Origin of the sequence: Agromyces sp. Soil535 (assembly GCF_001428255.1) — a bacterium.
Lineage (GTDB): Bacteria > Actinomycetota > Actinomycetes > Actinomycetales > Microbacteriaceae > Agromyces.
The window spans coordinates 481,704-498,791 of the sequence record NZ_LMRW01000012.1 but is presented as its reverse complement, the minus strand read 5'-3'; the positions used below and the strand labels follow the sequence as shown (position 1 = coordinate 498,791).

General features: G+C 71.5%; 18 protein-coding genes. 7 read left to right on the top strand and 11 right to left on the bottom strand.

The genetic code is table 11. The annotated features are described in order from the left end of the window. Position 1 precedes the first annotated feature (1 nt). The 5 genes from ASG80_RS11680 to ASG80_RS11660 form a co-directional block, all read right to left on the bottom strand. Positions 2 to 2,065, bottom strand: a complete 2,064-nt coding sequence (locus tag ASG80_RS11680) for a biotin carboxylase N-terminal domain-containing protein (RefSeq protein WP_235508285.1) — start codon at positions 2,063 to 2,065, stop codon at positions 2 to 4. Between the two features lie 194 nt (positions 2,066 to 2,259). Beyond that, on the bottom strand, positions 2,260 to 3,348 hold the full coding sequence (locus ASG80_RS11675) for a cytochrome b/b6 domain-containing protein (protein WP_235508284.1): 1,089 nt from the start codon (positions 3,346 to 3,348) through the stop codon (positions 2,260 to 2,262). A 504-nt stretch (positions 3,349 to 3,852) separates the two neighbouring features. Then, a complete protein-coding gene (locus tag ASG80_RS11670) occupies positions 3,853 to 4,839 on the bottom strand; it encodes an electron transfer flavoprotein subunit alpha/FixB family protein (protein ID WP_056730720.1) in 987 nt (328 codons plus the stop codon). A gap of 10 nt (positions 4,840 to 4,849) precedes the next feature. Further along, entirely contained in the window at positions 4,850 to 5,626 is a 777-nt protein-coding gene (locus ASG80_RS11665) for an electron transfer flavoprotein subunit beta/FixA family protein (RefSeq protein ID WP_056730718.1), read from the bottom strand. A 146-nt stretch (positions 5,627 to 5,772) separates the two neighbouring features. Further along, positions 5,773 to 6,375, bottom strand: a complete 603-nt coding sequence (locus ASG80_RS11660) for a TetR/AcrR family transcriptional regulator (protein WP_235508283.1) — start codon at positions 6,373 to 6,375, stop codon at positions 5,773 to 5,775. A gap of 59 nt (positions 6,376 to 6,434) precedes the next feature. Here ASG80_RS11660 and ASG80_RS11655 point away from each other — a divergent pair, with 59 nt between their 5' ends. After that, positions 6,435 to 7,160: an MBL fold metallo-hydrolase gene (locus tag ASG80_RS11655; protein ID WP_056730714.1), complete on the top strand. Its 726-nt coding sequence runs from the start codon at positions 6,435 to 6,437 to the stop codon at positions 7,158 to 7,160. 6 nt (positions 7,161 to 7,166) lie between these two features. Here ASG80_RS11655 and ASG80_RS11650 read toward each other — a convergent pair whose 3' ends face one another. After that, positions 7,167 to 8,774: a carboxyl transferase domain-containing protein gene (locus tag ASG80_RS11650; RefSeq protein ID WP_056730712.1), complete on the bottom strand. Its 1,608-nt coding sequence runs from the start codon at positions 8,772 to 8,774 to the stop codon at positions 7,167 to 7,169. A gap of 103 nt (positions 8,775 to 8,877) precedes the next feature. Here ASG80_RS11650 and ASG80_RS11645 point away from each other — a divergent pair, with 103 nt between their 5' ends. Then, a complete protein-coding gene (locus ASG80_RS11645) occupies positions 8,878 to 9,516 on the top strand; it encodes a TetR/AcrR family transcriptional regulator (RefSeq protein WP_056730709.1) in 639 nt (212 codons plus the stop codon). Beyond that, entirely contained in the window at positions 9,495 to 9,977 is a 483-nt protein-coding gene (locus tag ASG80_RS11640; RefSeq protein WP_056730707.1) for a GNAT family N-acetyltransferase, read from the top strand. Before ASG80_RS11645 ends, ASG80_RS11640 begins: the two co-directional genes overlap by 22 nt. A 121-nt stretch (positions 9,978 to 10,098) precedes the next feature. Here ASG80_RS11640 and ASG80_RS11635 read toward each other — a convergent pair whose 3' ends face one another. From ASG80_RS11635 to pdhA, 4 genes are read right to left on the bottom strand one after another with little or no spacing between them, the layout of a single operon-like run. Continuing rightward, positions 10,099 to 10,407, bottom strand: a complete 309-nt coding sequence (locus tag ASG80_RS11635) for a 4a-hydroxytetrahydrobiopterin dehydratase (RefSeq protein WP_056730705.1) — start codon at positions 10,405 to 10,407, stop codon at positions 10,099 to 10,101. 27 nt (positions 10,408 to 10,434) lie between these two features. Further along, on the bottom strand, positions 10,435 to 11,925 hold the full coding sequence (locus ASG80_RS11630) for a dihydrolipoamide acetyltransferase family protein (RefSeq protein WP_056730703.1): 1,491 nt from the start codon (positions 11,923 to 11,925) through the stop codon (positions 10,435 to 10,437). A gap of 5 nt (positions 11,926 to 11,930) precedes the next feature. Beyond that, positions 11,931 to 12,941: an alpha-ketoacid dehydrogenase subunit beta gene (locus ASG80_RS11625; protein ID WP_056730700.1), complete on the bottom strand. Its 1,011-nt coding sequence runs from the start codon at positions 12,939 to 12,941 to the stop codon at positions 11,931 to 11,933. Then, on the bottom strand, positions 12,938 to 14,086 hold the full coding sequence (gene pdhA, locus ASG80_RS11620) for a pyruvate dehydrogenase (acetyl-transferring) E1 component subunit alpha (RefSeq protein WP_056730698.1): 1,149 nt from the start codon (positions 14,084 to 14,086) through the stop codon (positions 12,938 to 12,940). Before pdhA ends, ASG80_RS11625 begins: the two co-directional genes overlap by 4 nt. A gap of 166 nt (positions 14,087 to 14,252) precedes the next feature. On the opposite strand from pdhA, the gene ASG80_RS11615 reads away from it, so the two are divergent. After that, on the top strand, positions 14,253 to 14,717 hold the full coding sequence (locus tag ASG80_RS11615) for an Lrp/AsnC family transcriptional regulator (protein ID WP_056730696.1): 465 nt from the start codon (positions 14,253 to 14,255) through the stop codon (positions 14,715 to 14,717). A gap of 7 nt (positions 14,718 to 14,724) precedes the next feature. After that, a complete protein-coding gene (locus ASG80_RS11610; protein WP_056730694.1) occupies positions 14,725 to 15,615 on the top strand; it encodes a RimK family alpha-L-glutamate ligase in 891 nt (296 codons plus the stop codon). Here the strand turns inward: ASG80_RS11610 and ASG80_RS11605 are convergent. Next, positions 15,602 to 16,141, bottom strand: a complete 540-nt coding sequence (locus ASG80_RS11605) for a hypothetical protein (RefSeq protein WP_056730692.1) — start codon at positions 16,139 to 16,141, stop codon at positions 15,602 to 15,604. The two genes, ASG80_RS11610 and ASG80_RS11605, sit on opposite strands and share 14 nt — an antisense overlap. 57 nt (positions 16,142 to 16,198) lie before the next feature. Between ASG80_RS11605 and ASG80_RS11600 the strand changes: the two genes are divergently transcribed. Together ASG80_RS11600 and ASG80_RS11595 are read left to right on the top strand one after the other, a co-directional pair. Further along, on the top strand, positions 16,199 to 16,861 hold the full coding sequence (locus ASG80_RS11600; protein WP_056730690.1) for a transcriptional regulator: 663 nt from the start codon (positions 16,199 to 16,201) through the stop codon (positions 16,859 to 16,861). Further along, complete coding sequence (locus ASG80_RS11595; protein ID WP_056730687.1) at positions 16,858 to 17,073, top strand: hypothetical protein; 216 nt, start codon at positions 16,858 to 16,860, stop codon at positions 17,071 to 17,073. The genes ASG80_RS11600 and ASG80_RS11595 overlap by 4 nt, the downstream gene beginning before the upstream one ends. The last annotated feature ends 15 nt before the right edge of the window (positions 17,074 to 17,088 follow it).

The following is a 17,088-nucleotide window of genomic DNA, read 5'->3' as shown; positions in this document are numbered from 1 at the left end:
CTCATTCCTGGTGGGATGCGTTCGCGACGGCGCCCTCGTGAGGGCCGTCGATCGACTCGGGTTCGGATGCCACGGAGTGCGGCTCGATGCGTGCGACCGCCTGGTCGCGACTCACGAGGTCGCCCACGGCGACGCTGAGCCGCACGATGCCGTCGAACGTGGCGACGACGCGATGCTCCATCTTCATCGCCTCGATGGCGACGATGGCGTCGCCCTCCTCGACGGTGTCGCCGTCCACGGCGAAGACCGCGGTGACGGTTCCCGGCATGGGTGAGCGCAGGTCGGGCTCGGCGGCGAGGCCGCCTCCGCGTTCGGTCGCGGCGCGGCGGTGCTCGGCGTGGGCACGACGGTCGATGCGCACGAAGGCGGCCGACTCGCCATCGCGGTGCACCCAGACCGAACGGTCGTCGCCGACCCGTACGACCTCGTCGCCGGGGCGGGTGGGTGCGGCGCCATCGGGCTCCGCCACGACCGTGCGGATGTCGTGCGGATGATCGCGCGGGGCGATCAGTACCTCGGGCCGGTGTACGGATCCCGGACGCCAGCCCGTCGCCGACTGCCAAGCCCTCGGTCCGGTGGCGGCCGACGCGAGCCGGTCGGCGACCTCCTCACGCGCGAATCGGCGCGCTGCCGCGTCGACGAGCGCAGGCGACAGGCCGGCGAGATCGCCCTCGGGCATCCGGTCGATGAGTCCGGTGTCGAGGTCGCCGGAGCGCACCGCGGTATCGGCGAGCAGGCGCCGGAGGAAGGCGATGTTCGTGTCGACGCCCAGCACGACGGTGTCGGCGAGTGCGCGGTCGAGTCGGTCGAGGGCCTGTGCGCGGTCGGAGCCGTACGCGATCACCTTGGCGATCATCGGGTCGTAGTGGGCGGTGATCTCGAGGCCCTCGTCGATGCCCGCGTCGACTCGCACGCCCTCGCCCTGCGGGGCACGCCATGCGAGCACCGCACCCGTGGACGGCAGGAAACCGCGGTGCGGCGTCTCCGCATAGACGCGGGCCTCGATCGCGTGCCCCTGCAGCCGGATCTCCTGCTGCGTGAACGCGAGCGGCTCGCCAGAGGCGATCCGAAGCTGCTGCTCCACCAGGTCGACGCCGGTGACGAGCTCCGTCACGGGGTGCTCGACCTGGAGCCGGGTGTTCATCTCGATGAAGAAGAACTCGTCGGGCGCGGCATCCGACACCAGGAACTCGACCGTGCCCGCGCCGAGGTAGTCGACACTGCGGGCGGCGTCGCACGCGGCCTGTCCGATGCGCGACCGCGTCGCGGCATCGAGTAGCGGCGAGGGCGACTCCTCGATGACCTTCTGGTGACGACGCTGCAGCGAGCACTCGCGCTCGCCGAGGTGCACGACGGCGCCGTGGGCGTCGGCGAGCACCTGCACCTCGATGTGGCGCGGCCGCTCGATGAGACGCTCGATGAGGAGCGTGTCGTCGCCGAAGGCGGCGAGCGCGATGCGGCGGGCCGCAGGCAGTGCGGCGGCGAGTTCGTCGGCATCGCGGGCGATCTGCATGCCCTTGCCGCCGCCGCCGGCCGACGGCTTGACGAGCAGCGGGAAGCCCACGGACGCGGACGCGGCGACGAGGGCCGCGTCGTCGAGTGCGGCGTCGGCGACGCCGGGCACGGTCGGCACACCGGATGCCTCGACGTGCCGCTTCGCGCGGATCTTGTCGCCCATCACCTCGAGCGCTTCGATGCCCGGACCGACGAACACCAAGCCCGCATCGCGGCAAGCCTCGGCGAAACCGGCATGCTCCGAGAGGAATCCGTAGCCCGGGTGAACGGCCTCTGCTCCTGACTCGAGGGCGGCGGCGATGATTCGCTCAGGGTCGAGGTAGCTCTCGGTCGCAGGCGCCGGCCCGATGCGCACGGCCTCGTCGGCGAGCCGCGCGTGCGGCGCGTCGGCGTCGGCGTCGGAGTAGACGGCGATCGATCGGATGCCGAGGCGGCGCAGCGTGCGGATGACACGAACGGCGATCTCGCCGCGGTTGGCGACGAGCACTCGGTCGAAGGGGCGCGGGGCGGCGTGCGGCATCGGTTCGGATGCACGATCGGGCGGGCTCATGAGCGTGACCATCCGCCTCTCTGCGACCTCGTCCGCGCGACTCCAGTTAGTGCGCACTAACTGGAGTAGATGTTAGCGGTCGCTAACTGAAATGACAAGCGCCCGCGTCGACTCGATCACCGGGAGGTCCACGGGCGCCCACCTCGAGGCAGGCGCGTCGCGGATGCACACCCTTCGTGGGTCTCGCCGCGGGGCTACCGGCCGACCTTGCCGAACACCCCCGCGATCGGCGCGAGCAGCGTCGGACGGGCGGCGATCCACGCCGCCGCGATGACCACGAGCGAGGCGACGAAGATCGAGAAGCCCAGCCAGTCTTCGGCGTCCTGAGCCGCGTACATGTGGTTGAGGTTGCGCAGCGCCCCGGTCAGGAAGACGAGCGCGACGTGCACCACGATGAAGGCGACGAAGTACAGCATCACCGGGAAGTGCACGGCGCGCGCCCACTCCACGGGATAGATGCGATTGAGTGCCGTGGCGTTCTTCGGCCACAACCCCGACATGCGCACCCCGGTCAGCGCCGCGAGCGGCGCCGCGATGAAGATCGTCGCGAAGTAGGTCAGCACCTGGAGGCTGTTGTAGTTGACCCAGCCGTTCTCGAGCGGCCAGTCCAGCGAGAGGTACTGCAGGCCGGCTGAAACCGCGTTCGGAATGACCGCCCAACTCGTCGGCACGACGCGCATCCACTGACCGGTCGCGAACAGCAGCACGACGAAGATGATGCCGTTCACCAGCCACAGGATGTCGAGGGACTGGTGGAACCACAGGTTCAGGCTGATCTTGCCCTGCCCGCTCTTCGACCACCGCGGCGTCCAGTACGCCGCCGGTCGCTTCTCGGTGCGCACCTGCAACCCCGAGCGGATGATCAACACGATCAGGAAGACATTGAAGAAGTGCTGCCATCCGAGCCACGCCGGCAAGCCCACGGGGGCGCCCTCGGGCAGGGGCGTCTCGCCGGGGTAGCTCGCGAGGAAGTCCTGCATGAAGTCCAGCCCGATGAACCACCGCGTGAGCTGCACGACGATGGTCGCGGCGCCGATGATCGCGAGAATGCCGACGACGGATGCCCCCACCCACTGCTTGGGGGTCAGCGGGCCGTACCGCTTCGTGACCGGCCGTGAGGGGGCGCTCGCCGCTGCAGCCGGCGCGATGTGCTCGGCGGGCTCAGCAGGTTCAGCACGTTCAGTGGGTTCAGCAGGCTCTGTTGCCGCGGACGCCGCGCGGGACGGTGCGGCGGAATGTGGCACCACGGCCTCCGCGAGCGGTTCGGCAACGGCCGGCGCCACGGGCGCGGACCCTGCGACTGGTGCGACCGCCGACGGCACCGGCCACGGGTCTCCCCCGGCGACTCGGGGGAGCCCGCGGCGAAGTCCACCGCCGGTCGCCGCCAATGACGCGGCGGCACCGGCGGGTTGCGGTGCTACCGGCATCGGCGCGGCTGGCGCCGCTGTCGGCTCCGCGATGACTGCGGGCTGCGGGACGGCCGCGGCATCCGTCGCCTCGACGTTCGCAGCAATGGGCGCCTCGCCGGCCTCCGGCCACGGCCGGCCACCCGCCACCCGCGGAAGCCCGCTTCGAAGCCGACGACCCGATGCCGGTGCGGCGACGACGGCAGTAGTGACCGGCGTCGACGCAGCAGGTGCTGCCGCAATCGGCGCCGCAGCGGCCGTGGGGGTCTCAGCCGACGCAGCGACGAGTTCGCCGGGCGCTTCGCCGAGTGGAGGCCAGGCGTCACCGCCGCGTTGGCGAGGCAGTCCCCTGCGCAGGTTCCGCGCGTGGGCGGCCACTGGTCACCGCTTCCGCTCGGCGAGGGCGCTGATCAGCTGCGGCACCACAGTGAAGACATCGCCGACGACGCCGAAATCGGCGACCTCGAAGATCGGCGCGTCGGGGTCCTTGTTCACGGCGACGATGTTCTTGGCCGTCTGCATGCCGGTGCGGTGCTGGATCGCACCCGAGATGCCGAGCGCGATGTACAGCTGCGGCGATACCGAGACTCCAGTCTGCCCGACCTGGTGGTTCGCCGGGATGTAGCCGGCGTCGACAGCTGCGCGCGATGCGCCGACGGCGGCGCCGAGCGCGTCGGCGAGATCTTCGACGAGCGCGAACTTCTCGGCTGAGCCGAGGCCGCGACCGCCCGAGACGACCCTCGTCGCTCCCCGCAGTTCGGGTCGGCTCGACGTCTCGGTCACGGCCTCGACCGACTCGATGGCCGCGGACGCCGCGCCCGAGGCCGGCACCTCGAGCGACTCGAGCGCAACGGGCCGTGCTTCTGCGCGCGCATCGATGGCGCCCTGACGCACGGTCACGACGAGCGGTCCGAAGGTCGCCGCGGAGTCGACGTTGTACGCACCGCCGTAGACGGAGTGGTGGGCGACGATGCCCTCGTCGTCGCGCGAGACGCCGATCGCGTCGACGGCGATCGGGGCGCTCGTGCGGGCTGCGAAGCGGCCTGCGATATCGCGGCCGTCGATCGAGTTCGAGATGAGCACAGCGTGAGGGACGACGACCGCGGCGGCGGCTGCGAGTGCGTCGACGTGCGGGATCGTCAGCTCGGCCTGCGTCGAGTTCGTCTCGAAGACGAGCACCCTCTCGGCCCCGGTAGCGGCAGCCTGCTCGGCGAGCGCTTGCGCCTGGCTGGGCGCGATGACGGCGAGCGCCACGGGCGTGCCGATGCGCGAGGCGGCGCCGAGGAGGCCCGCCGCGCTCGTCGCGAGCTCACCGTTCGGCGTGGTCTCGAGCAGGACGAGGATCGAGTCTGCGGGGTAGTCGGTCATGATCGTCCTCTCAGGCCAGCCGGTTCTCGATCAGGAACTCGGCGATCCTCGTGCCACCGTCGCCCTCATCGGTGATCTTGACGCCCGCCGCGCGCGGGGGTTTCTCGGCGATGGCGGTCATGATCGACACGGCGACCGAGAGATCGTGCGGTTCGATGCCGAGATCAGCGGCACTCAGCGTCTCGAACGGCTTCTTCTTCGCGGCCATGATGCCCTTGAAGTTCGGGAAGCGAGCATCGGGGAGCGCCTCGGTGATCGAGATGACCGCGGGCAGCCTGGCGCTCACGCGCATGGTGGCACCGTCGGCGTTGCGCGTTCCCGACACCGAGCCGGCCGCGATCTCGACCGATGAGAGGGCGGTCGCGTTCGGCACCTCGAGCAGCTCGGCCAGCATTGCGGGGACCACACCGCCGCTGCCGTCGGTCGAGAGGTTGCCCGTGATGACGAGATCGAACCCGGTGCGTCGGATCGCCACGGCGAGGGTGCGCGCGGTGAGTCCCAGATCTGCGGCTGCCAGACCGGGGTCGGTGATGTGCACCGCCGATGCCGCTCCCATCGCCAGGCCCTTGCGGATCGTCGCCGCAGCGCTCTCGGCGGCCATCGACATGACGACGACCTCGGCGTCGTCGTGCGAGTCGGCGTATGCGAGTGCCACCTCGAGGGCCCGCTCACTGATCTCGTCGAGCACGGCCTCGCTTGCGGCGCGATCGGCGAGCCCCGTCTCGAGGTCGAGCTTGCGCTCCCCGTAGGTGTCGGGGACCTCCTTCACGAGGACGATGATCTTCATCGGGCCCGGGTCCCGGGCGTGCTCATGAGCATGACCATCCGCGCCTCTCTGCGACGTTGCCTCGCGCGCTCACAGTTAGCGCGCACTAACCGGATCCGATGTTAGTGCCCGCTAACTGAAATGGCAAGAGGCGCCCCTGACGCGGCTCACCCACGCAGGGTCAGAGCGCCCGTGAGGCTCGCGATGCCGAACTCGAACGCGCGGTCGACCTCGCCGCCGAGGCGGAACGCACCCGAGAGCTCCATGCCGACGAACCCGTTCAGCCAGGCGGTCACCGTGCGCGCCGCATCGAGGGCGCGATCCTCGCCCGCGAGCTCGGCCGCGATGCGGATCACCGCGGCGCTCGCCCGCGCGAGCGACTCGGGATCGAGGTCGAGATCGGCGCCTGGGGTGAACACGAGCCCGAACGCGACCGGCCGCTCGCGCGCGAACGACCTCGCCGCGCGCGCGAGCGCCGCCAGCGCCCGTCGCGGATCGGGCTCGCCCGCGGCGGCGGCGTCGAGCCGGTCGCCGAGCTCGCGCACGGTCGCGTCGGCGATGAGCGCGACGAGCTCACGTCGGTCGCGTACGCGCTTGTAGAGCGATGGCGCCCGCACGCCGACGCGGTCGGCGACCGCCTGCATGGTGAGGCCCCTGAGGCCGTCGGATTCCACGAGCGCGCGGCCCGTGGAGACGATCTCGTCGAGGGAGGTGCGGTCGGGTGTCGGCATCGGCGATCCGTTCGTCTGGTGGCTATTGACCATAGCCATGATGGCTATGTAACATAGCCATCATAACCACCCGACTTCTGCAAAGCGAGGAACCCACGATGCAACTCGGCCCGTCCCTCCACCGCATCGGCAACGACATCGTCGCCGTGTACCTCGTCGACACGCCCGAGGGCGTCACCGTGATCGATGCCGGGCTCGCCGGGCACTGGAAGGAGCTCGTCTCAGAGCTCGACGCCATGGGTCGCTCCGTCGACGACGTGCGCGGGGTGGTGCTGACCCACGGCGACAGCGATCACATCGGCTTCGCCGAGCGGCTGCGCCGCGAACACGGCGTGCCGGTGTACGTGCACGAGGCGGATGCCGCGCGTGCACGCGGCGAGGAGTCGACCAAGCCCGAGTGGGGCCATGTCAAGGTCGGCCCGACGACCCGCTTCCTCTGGTATGCGGTGCGGAAGAACGGGCTGCGCACCACTCCGGTCGCGGAGGTGGTCGCCGTACACGATGGCGACCTGCTCGACCTGCCCGGCTCACCGCGCGTCATCGCCCTGCCCGGTCACTCCCCCGGGAGCATCGCGATCCACGTGCCCGCCGCCGACGCCGTGTTCGTCGGCGACGCGCTCACGACGCGGCACGTGCTCACGGGCGCCGAGGGCCCCCTGCCCGCACCCTTCACCGACGATCCGGCGGGCGCCATCGCCTCGCTGCAGCGCCTCGTCGGCCTCGGGGCGACGTGGGTGCTGCCCGGCCACGGCACGCCGTGGAACGGCGGAGTCGACGAGGCCGTGCGCCTCGTCACCCAGGCGGCGTCGACTGCGACGTCGTGAGGCCCTTCACATCCTGAAGAGGCCGAACGCGGGCTCCGGAAGGGGCGTGCGGCTCGCGAGCTCCAGCGCCATCGCCAGCACGGTGCGGGTGTCGGCGGGATCGATGATGCCGTCGTCCCACAGCCTCGCCGTCGAGTGGTACGGGCTCCCCTGGTGCTCGTACTGCTCGCGGATCGGCGCCTTGAACGCCTGCTCCGCGGCATCCGACCACTCCTCGCCCCGCACCGCGAGCTGGTCGCGCTTCACGGTCGAGAGCACGGATGCCGCCTGCTCGCCGCCCATCACCGAGATGCGCGCGTTCGGCCACATCCAGAGGAACCGGGGCGAGTACGCGCGACCGCACATCGAGTAGTTGCCCGCACCGAACGAGCCGCCGATGACGACCGTGAACTTCGGCACGCGCGTCGTCGCGACCGCGGTGACCATCTTCGCGCCGTGCTTGGCGATGCCGCCCGCCTCGGCGTCGCGGCCCACCATGAAGCCCGAGATGTTCTGCAGGAACACCAGCGGGATGCCGCGCTGGTCGCACAGCTCGATGAAGTGCGCGCCCTTCATGGCGGACTCGCTGAACAGCACGCCGTTGTTCGCGACGATGCCGATCGGGTGTCCGTCGAGGCGTGCGAAGCCGGTGACGAGCGTGTCGCCGTACTCGGCCTTGAACTCGGAGAACTCGCTGCCGTCGACGAGCCGCGCGATGACCTCCCGCACGTCGTACGGCTGCTGCACGTCGACGGGCACGGCGGCCGTGAGGCCGGCAGGGTCGACCGCCGGCGGTCGGGACTCGCGCACCGCCCAGGCTCGCTCGGGTTGCGCGGGCAGGGTGGCCACCATGTCGCGCACGAGCTCGAGGGCGTGCTCGTCGTCGTCGGCGAGGTGGTCGGTGACGCCCGACACCCGCGCGTGCAGGTCGCCGCCTCCGAGCTCCTCGGGCGTCACGACCTCTCCGATCGCGGCCTTCACGAGCGGCGGCCCACCGAGGAAGATGGTGCCCTGGTTCCGGACGATCACCGTCTCGTCGCTCATCGCGGGCACGTACGCGCCGCCCGCCGTGCACGAGCCGAGCACCGCCGCGAGTTGCGGGATGCGCAGCGACGACAGCTGCGCCTGGTTGAAGAAGATCCGGCCGAAGTGCTCGCGGTCGGGAAACACCTCGTCCTGCAGGGGCAGGAACGCGCCCCCCGAGTCCACGAGGTAGACGCACGGCAGGCGGTGCTCCTTCGCGACCTCCTGGGCCCGGAGGTGCTTCTTCACGGTGATCGGGTAGTACGTGCCGCCCTTCACGGTCGCGTCGTTGCACACGACCACGACCGGGCGTCCGTGCACGAGTCCGACGCCCGCGATGATGCCGGCGCCGGGCGAGTCCCCGCCGTACATGCCGTCGGCGGCGAGCGGCGACAGCTCGAGGAAGGGACTCCCCTCGTCGAGCAGGCGGTCGACGCGGTCGCGGGGCAGCAGCTTGCCCCTGGCGACGTGCCGTTCGCGCGAGCTCTCGGGACCGCCGAGCGCGGCCTGTGCGAGTCTCTCGCGGAGCTCGCGCACGAGCTCCGCGTGGCCGGCGGCGTTGCGCTGCGCTGCGTCAGTCGAGGGGTCGATGCCCGTCGTGAGAGTCGTCATCCGCTCCGCCCGTCTTCGTCGACGGCGCGCCACTTGTGCCCGGCACGCCATTTCGGTTAGTGTGCACTAACTCGATTCCCGATGTTAGCGAGCACTCACCGACATGGCAAGCACCCTCGACGAGGCGGGCACCGCCCCCGTGGCCGACACGGCCCCCCGCACCGAGCGCGGGCGGCAGAAGGCGGATCGCCGTGCCGCGATCCTCAGTGCGGCCGCCACGCTCTTCGCCGAACGCGGCTACCCCGGCGTCACCATCGAGGATCTCGGCGCCGCCGTCGGCGTCAGCGGGCCGGCCGTGTACCGCCACTTCCCCGGCAAGGCCGCCGTCCTCGCCGCGATCCTCCAGGGCGCGAGCCAGTCGCTCCTCGACGGCGCCGAGCGCGTGCTCCGTGACGCGTCCGATCCGGCCACGGCACTTCGCGCACTCATCCGCTTCCACGTCGACTTCGCGCTCGGCGAGGCCGACGTCATCATCGTGCAGGACCGCGAACTCGAGCAGCTCGATCGCAGCGCACGGCACGAGGTGCGCTCGCTGCAGCGGCGCTACGTCGAGCACTGGGTCGACACCCTCTCCCGACTCCGGCCCGATCGGGCCGAGACGGAGCTCAGGTTCCGGGCACACGCCGCCTTCGGACTGCTGAACTCCACTCCGCACAGCGCCCGCATCCCCGGGCGCCGACCTGCCGACGGCACCATCCGCGGCATCCTTGAGGAGATGACATGGGCGAGCCTCATGTCGTGACCCTGCGCGCGACCCGCGACGGGGATCTCGATGCACTGTTCACCATCGAGCAGGACGAGGCGGCGGTGCAGATGGCCGCCTTCACGCCGCCCGATCCGAGCGACCGGGCGATGTTCGACGCGCACTGGCGGCGCCTGCTCGCCGACCCGGCGATCGATGCGCGGACGGTGCGCGCCGACGGCGAGATCGTGGGCAGCGTCGCCCGCTGGTACGAGGACGGCACCGCCGAGATCACCTACTGGATCGACCGGCCGCACTGGGGCCGGCACATCGCGACCCGCGCCGTGCGCCTCTTCCTGGACGCGCTGCATGAGCGCCCGGTGCGTGTGCGGGTGGCCGCCGACAACGTCGCCTCGATCGCGGTGCTCGAGAAGCTCGGGTTCCGTCGCGTCGGCCGCGAGCGCAGCTACGCGAATGCGCGGGAGGCCGAGATCGAGGAACTGATCTACCGGCTCGACTGAGCGCGAGGAGTCGTACGTCTTCCTCGCCGGACGTGGCCGATGGGTCTGGACGACGATGTCGTCGACGTCGGTCCCGGCACCGTCGTGCTTCACCCTGGTGACCGGCCCCCGCGGATACGCCCTACGTCGCGGTCGCCCCGAGGTCGCCGGCGATCGCGCCGATGCGCCGTGCGAGGTCGAGATCGCGTGACGTCACGCCGCCGGCGTCATGCGACGTCAGTGCGAACTCGACGTGCCCCCAGGCGAGGCGGACATCGGGGTGGTGGTTCAGCTCGTCGGCGACCACGGCGACGGCATCGAGCAAGCGCACCGCGCTGGCGAAGTCGGCGGTCGTGAAGACACCGATCAGATGCGACTGGGTGTGCCGGAACGCCGTGCCGTCGAGTTCGCTCGCGGTGTCGCTCGGCGAGAGGATGCTGCGTCCTTCCATGTGCTCATCCTCCCGCCGATCGAGACGTCACGCCATGGTGAGCGCCCGTCCCGGCTCGCGGAGGATCGCCGCGACATCCGCCAGGAACCGGGACCCCTGCTCGCCGTCGACGAGCCGGTGGTCGAACGACAACGACAGCGTCATGACCTCGCGGAGTGCGATCTCGCCCCGATGCTCCCATGGCTGGCGGCGCACCGCGCCCATGGCGAGGATCGCGGCCTCCCCCGGGTTCAGGATCGGCGTGCCCGCGTCGATGCCGAAGACGCCGATGTTCGTGATCGAGATGGTCCCGCCCATGAGGTCGGCGGGCGGCGTGCGGCCGGCGCGCGCAGTCTCGGCGAGTGCGGCGATGGCGTCGGCGAGCTCGATGAGCGTCATCCGCTCGGCGCCCTTGACGTTCGGCACCACGAGCCCGCGGCCGGTCGCGGCGGCGATGCCGAGGTTCACGCCGCCGTACTGGATGATCTCCTGTGCAGCCTCGTCCCAGCGGGAGTTCACTTCGGGCGTGCGGCGCGCGGCGAGGCACACCGCCTTCGCGACCACCGTGAGCGGCGTCACCTTGTGCCCGGCGAAGGCCCGGTCCTCGCGGATGCCGCGGAGCAGCTCCATGGTCGCCGTGACGTCGATCGTGAGGAACTCGGTCACGTGCGGGGCGGTGAAGGCGCTGCGCACCATCGCCGCCGCGGTGTGCTTGCGCACGCCCTTGATCGGGATTCGGGTCTCGGCCGGACGCTCCACTCCGGGCACCATCTCGGCTGTCTCAGCCGCACCCTCGGGTCGAGCCCCGGCACCGGATGCCGCGGCCTCCACGTCCGCGCGGGTGATGAGCCCGCGCTCCCCGGAGCCGGTCACCTCGGCGAGGTCGATGCCGAGGTCCCGTGCGAGCTTGCGCACCGGCGGCGTCGAGCGCGGACGCTCCGGCGCGCCCGTCGAGAGATCGGTCGGCGTCGCGACCGTCGCCTCGCGCGTACCGGCGGCCGGCGCGGCGTCGAGGTCGGTGGTGGTGTCGCCTCCGGCGGGTACCGCCGGCACGAGGTCGGCGGCAAGGGCGGCCGTTCGGCGGGCACGGCGCTTCGGCCCGCCCTCGTCGCGCGCGCCGTAGCCGACCAGGTTGGGTCCGGGTGCGGCGTCGCGCTCACCGGCGCCGGGCGCCGCGGGCGCCTCGGCGGCCTCGCCCGCCGCGGGCGGCGCCATTGGCCCGGCGGCATCCGCCTCGGTGACGGCGGCTGTGGCCGCGACGCCCGCCGGGCCATCCGCGGTGACGCCGGTCTCGGAACCGTCGCCCGTGTCGCAGGAGAAGAGCGGCTCGCCGACGTTCACGGTCTCGCCCTCGGCCGCATGCAGCGCCGTGATGACGCCGGCGTACGGCGACGGCAGCTCGACGACCGCCTTCGCCGTCTCGATGTCGGCGATGATCTGGTTCAGTTCGACATGATCGCCCACCGCGACGCGCCAGGCGACGATCTCGGATTCGGTCAGGCCCTCGCCGAGGTCGGGCAGCGGGAACTCCTTGATCATGCCGCTCACGCCTCCACTCCGCTCAGCGAGTTCGGGCGGCCGAGCACGCGGTCGACCCCGTCGAGGATCCGGTCGAGGTCGGGCAGGTGATGCCGCTCGAGCTTCGCGGGCGGGTACGGGATGTCGTGACCCGTGACGCGCACCGGCGCCGCCTCGAGGAACTCGAAGCACCGCTCGGTGACGCTCGCAGCGAGCTCGGCGCCGACGCCGCCCTGCTGCCCGGCCTCGTGCGTGATGACGAGGCGCCCCGTGCGACGTACGGACGCCTCGACCGTCGCGTAGTCGACGGGGGCGAGCGAGCGCAGGTCGATGACCTCGATCGACACGCCGTCCTCCGACGCGGCGATCGCCGCGTCGTGCGCGGTCTGCACGAGGGCGCCGTAGGTCACGAGCGTGACGTCGGTGCCGGATGCCACGACCGACGCGACGCCCATCGGCTTCGCGTCGGCGAGGCTCGCCGTCTCGTCGACCTCGCCCTTCACGTGGTAGCGCCGCTTCGGCTCCAGGAACAGCACGGGATCGTCGCTCGCGATGGCCTGCTGGATCATCACGTAGGCGTCGGCGGGGTTCGAGCATGCCACGACCCGCAGGCCCGCCGTGTGCGCGAAGTACGCCTCGGGCGACTCGGAGTGGTGCTCGGCCGCGCCGATGCCCCCGCCGAACGGCACGCGGATGGTGAGCGGCATCCGCACCGTGCCCCGGGAGCGGTAGTGGAGCTTCGCCACCTGGGTGACGAGCTGGTCGAAGGCGGGATACACGAACCCGTCGAACTGGATCTCGACGAGGGGCCGGAAGCCCTTGTAGGCGAGCCCGACCGCGGTGCCCACGATGCCCGCCTCGGAGAGCGGGGTGTCGACGACTCGGTGCGCGCCGAACTCGGCCTTCAGGCCGTCGGTGACGCGGAACACGCCGCCGAGCGTGCCGATGTCCTCGCCCATCAGCACGACCTTCTCGTCGGCGGCCAGGGCGCGCCGCATTCCGGCGTTCAGGGCCTTGCCGAGGGTGAGCGTGGTCATCGGGCGCCTCCTTCGGCACCGGATGCCGCGGCATCCGCGTCGTCGAACATGGCGAGGTAGCGCGCGTAGTGATCCCGCTGGCGTGCCAGGTGACTGTTCGGCTCGGCGTACACGTGGTCGAACACGGACATGGGCTCGGGGTCGGGGATGGTCGTGACAGCCGCACGGAGCTCCGCAGCCGCACGGTTCGCCTCCTCCGCGACCTCGCGCTCGAGGGCGTCGGCGTCGATCCCGGTGGTCGCGAGGAGCGTGAGCACGCGCGTGAGCGGGTCGCGCGCCTGCCACTCGGCGAGCTCGTCGTCGGTGCGGTAGCGCTTCGGGTCGTCGGCGGTGGTGTGCGGGCCGAGCCGGTAGGTGACCGCCTCGATGAACGTCGGGCCCTCGCCGCGGCGGGCGCGGTCGAGCGCGATGCGGGTGGCCGCCAGCACGGCGAGCACGTCGTTGCCGTCGACCCGGATGCCGGGCATCCCGAAGCCGTCGGCGCGGCGCGCGAGCGGCTGCTTCGACTGCAGGCCGACAGGCTCCGAGATCGCCCACTGGTTGTTCTGGCAGAAGAAGACCACCGGGGCGTCGAAGCTCGCGGCGAACACGAGGGCCTCGTTCACGTCGCCCTCGCTCGTGGCGCCGTCGCCGAAGTACGCGATCGTGGCGGCATCCGACCCCTCCCATGTCAGGCCCATCGCATAGCCGGTCGCATGCAGCGCCTGGGCGCCGATGATGATCTGGGGCACGGCGATGCCGCGTTCGAACGGGTCCCAGCCGGATGCTGCGGACCCCCGCCACACGGTGAGCAGCTCGGCGGGGCCGACGCCGCGGCACCACGCCACGGCGTGCTCGCGATAGCTCGTGAACACGAAGTCGTCATCGCGCAGCGCGCGCGCCGAACCGATCTGGGCGGCCTCCTGGCCGGCCAGCGGCGGCCAGAGCCCCAGCTCCCCCTGGCGCTGCAGGGCGGTGGCCTCGGCGTCGAGACGACGCACGATCGCCATGTCCCGGTACAGCCTTCCGAGGGCTGCCGCGTCGACGTCGGCGACCCACGGGTCGAACTCCGCGTCGGCACGGCGTTCGCCGGCTGGGCTGACGAGCTGTACGAAGTGGTCGGGCCGGGTGAGGAGCCCGGTCGCGTCTCGGTCGGATGGGGTCATCGTCGATCCTCGCTGTCGGCGGGCACGCCTCGTGAGCTGCCCGCGCCCGGCGACTCTGCCGGATACCGTGAGCGTACGTCGATCGCTCACTCAGCTCAAGTATGGGCGGGACGATTGAGCATGTTGCCAACTGACCGTCCCCTGAGCGGTGCTATCGTGTGGCGATATGAACGGCTACGACGCGGTCGACCGAGCGCTGCTCACGGCGCTCGCCGCCGACCCGCGAGCCACCGTGGTCGCGCTCGCCGACCGCCTCGCGCTCTCGCGGAACACGGTGCAGGCGAGGATGAACCGGCTCGAGGCATCCGGTGCGTTCCTGTCGTTCGAACGCAGCATCGACCCGGTGCCGCTCGGCTATCCGCTCGAGGCGTTCGTGTCGGTGCACGTGCGGCAGAAGCAGCTCGCCGAGGTCGTGGACGAGATCGCCGAGATCCCCGAGGTCATCCAGGCGCACGGCCTGTCGGGCTCGGTGGACCTGCTCGTGCGGGTGGTGTGCCGCGACGCTCACGACCTGTTCCGCATCGACGGCGAGATCCTCGCGATCGAGGGCGTCGAGCGCACCGAGACCTCGCTCGCGATGGGCGAGCTCATCCCGTTCCGCCTGAAGCCGCTGCTCGATCGGAGGACGTGACCTCCCGATGCGCGTCGCAGTGCTGCGTTGCCAACGGCTCCCCAGCTTCGTCACCTGGGAGATCCCCGACGTCGACGCCCTCTTCGCGGACGACCGGGGGCTCCTCGACGCGCTCGTGGGGCGGGGCGTCGATGCCGAGCCCGTTGCCTGGACCGACCGGGATGCCGACTGGGACGCCTACGACGCCGCCGTGCTGCGGAGCACCTGGGACTACGTCGACCACCTGCCACGCTTCCTCGAGGTGACGGCGGCGATCGACCACTCGCGCTGCACCTTGCTCAATCCGGCGGACGCGGTGCGCTGGAACACCGACAAGCACTACCTCGACGACCTGGAACGGCTGGGCGTGCCGATCGTGCCGCTGGTGCGTGGAACGGCCGCCGACGCGCCCGCGATCCGCGCGTCGATCGCCGACGCGGGCTGGGACGAGCTCGTGCTGAAGCCCGCCGTGGGCGTGGGGGGCTCCGGTGTCGTACGGGCGAGCGCCGCGACACTCCCGCGTGTGCTCGGGGCGCTCCTGCCCGACGACGAGGTGATGGTGCAGCCATTCGCGGACGCCATCCTCGACGAGGGGGAGCTCTCGTTCATCTTCGTCGGCGGCGCGCTGAGCCACGTCCTGCGCAAGCGACCCGCCTCGGGCGACTTCCGGGCGCACGGGATCTACGGCGGCACGGTCGACGCGACGGATGCCGACGCCGATGATGCCGCGCAGGTCGAGGCGATGCTGGCGCGGCCGCCCTTCGACCTTCTCTATGCCCGCTTCGACGTCGTGCGCATCGACGGCCGGCTCGCCGTGCTCGAACTGGAGCTCATCGAGCCGATGCTGTACTTCGACCTCGCCCCGGGCAGCGCCGAGCGCCTCGCCGACGCGACGATCGCACGGCTCACTCGCGGGTGACCGGCTCGCCGGTCGGCTCGGGCATCGCACGGCGGCGTCGGGCGAGCACGAGGCTCGCGACCACGGCGCACCAGACGGGCACCCCCAGGAAGAACGTGGCCATGATCACGAGCCAGAGGATGCTGCCCAGCACGCCGTCCTCGATGGCGCCGGCGAGGAGCGGACCGAGCACGGTGAGCAGGAGCACGACCGGCACGGGCGTGAGGGCGAGCACCCCACCGGGGAGGACCCGTCGGCGCACCGCGAGCACCAGTACGCCGAGCATCCACGCGGCGATCGCGGCGCGCGCGCCTGCCGTGGCACCCTGCGTGCCGACCAGGTGCATCACGAGGTAGCCGGTGCGGCCCCATTCCGCGTCGAGGCTCGCGATGTACGAGAGCGTGCCCGGGCTCGAGAGGCGGAGGGCGCCGGCGAGCGTGAGCAGGCTCGCCGCGACGTAGGCGCCGACGGCGGTCGCCCGGACGGCCGTCGTGGGGCCGGCGAGCAGGCGCTCGAACGCCCACGCCCGCCGTCGCCGAAGTTGCAAACAATCTGCTGCAAAGACATCCTTGCAACTGTTTCTTTGCAGAGGTATCTTTGCATTATGGCGACAACGAACTCCGATGACCTCGCGGCACAGCCGAGCAGCTCACGGCACCCCGGCATCGATCACGTGATCCCGAGCGCGAGCCTGAAGTCCCTCGCCCACCCGCTGCGCGTCCGCATCTACGACGAGCTCTCGGCGTACGGCCCGCTGACCGCGAGCGGACTCGCCGAGCGGCTCGGCGAGTCGAGCGGGTCGACGAGCTACCACCTGCGGCAGCTCGAACGCGCCGGCCTCGTGCGCGAGGACACGACGCGCGGCAAGGGCCGCGAACGCTGGTGGGAGCGCACCCCGGGCTCGATCGCGATCCCCGACGCCCGTTCACTGCCGCCCGGGAGTGCGGAGCGTCTCGCGGTGAGGCTCGTCGAGGACGAGTGGTTCCGCTCGCGCGATCAGAACTTCCACGAGTTCGTCGCGGAGGGCGAGCACGTCTTCAGCGCCGAGTGGCTCGACATCGCGACGAGCGACACCATCAACCTGCGCCTCACCCCCGAGCAGCTGAGCGGCCTCGTCGCCGACCTCGATGCCGTGCTCATGAAGTACATCGACGCGTACAAGCGCACGCCCACGCCGGGTTCGCGCCCGGTGCAGATCCACATCAACGCCTTCCCGCTCGTGCGCGGGGAACCGACCGACGACACCTCACCGAAGGGGCAACGATGAACACCGCTCTCCTCTCCTCCCCCGGCTCCGGACTGCTCTCCGGCTGGGCGGTGCGCAGCGGTCTCGGCCTGGCGAGCTGGGGCCTGCAGCGCGCCACCCGTCGCACCGACCGCGATCGCCTGCTGCGTCGACTCGAGGCGCGGGCCGCCGCCGAGGCTGCCCTGGCCGAGCGCGACGCGATCATCCGCAGCGCCGGGTACCTGCCGCTCTGAGTGCACTCCCAGCTG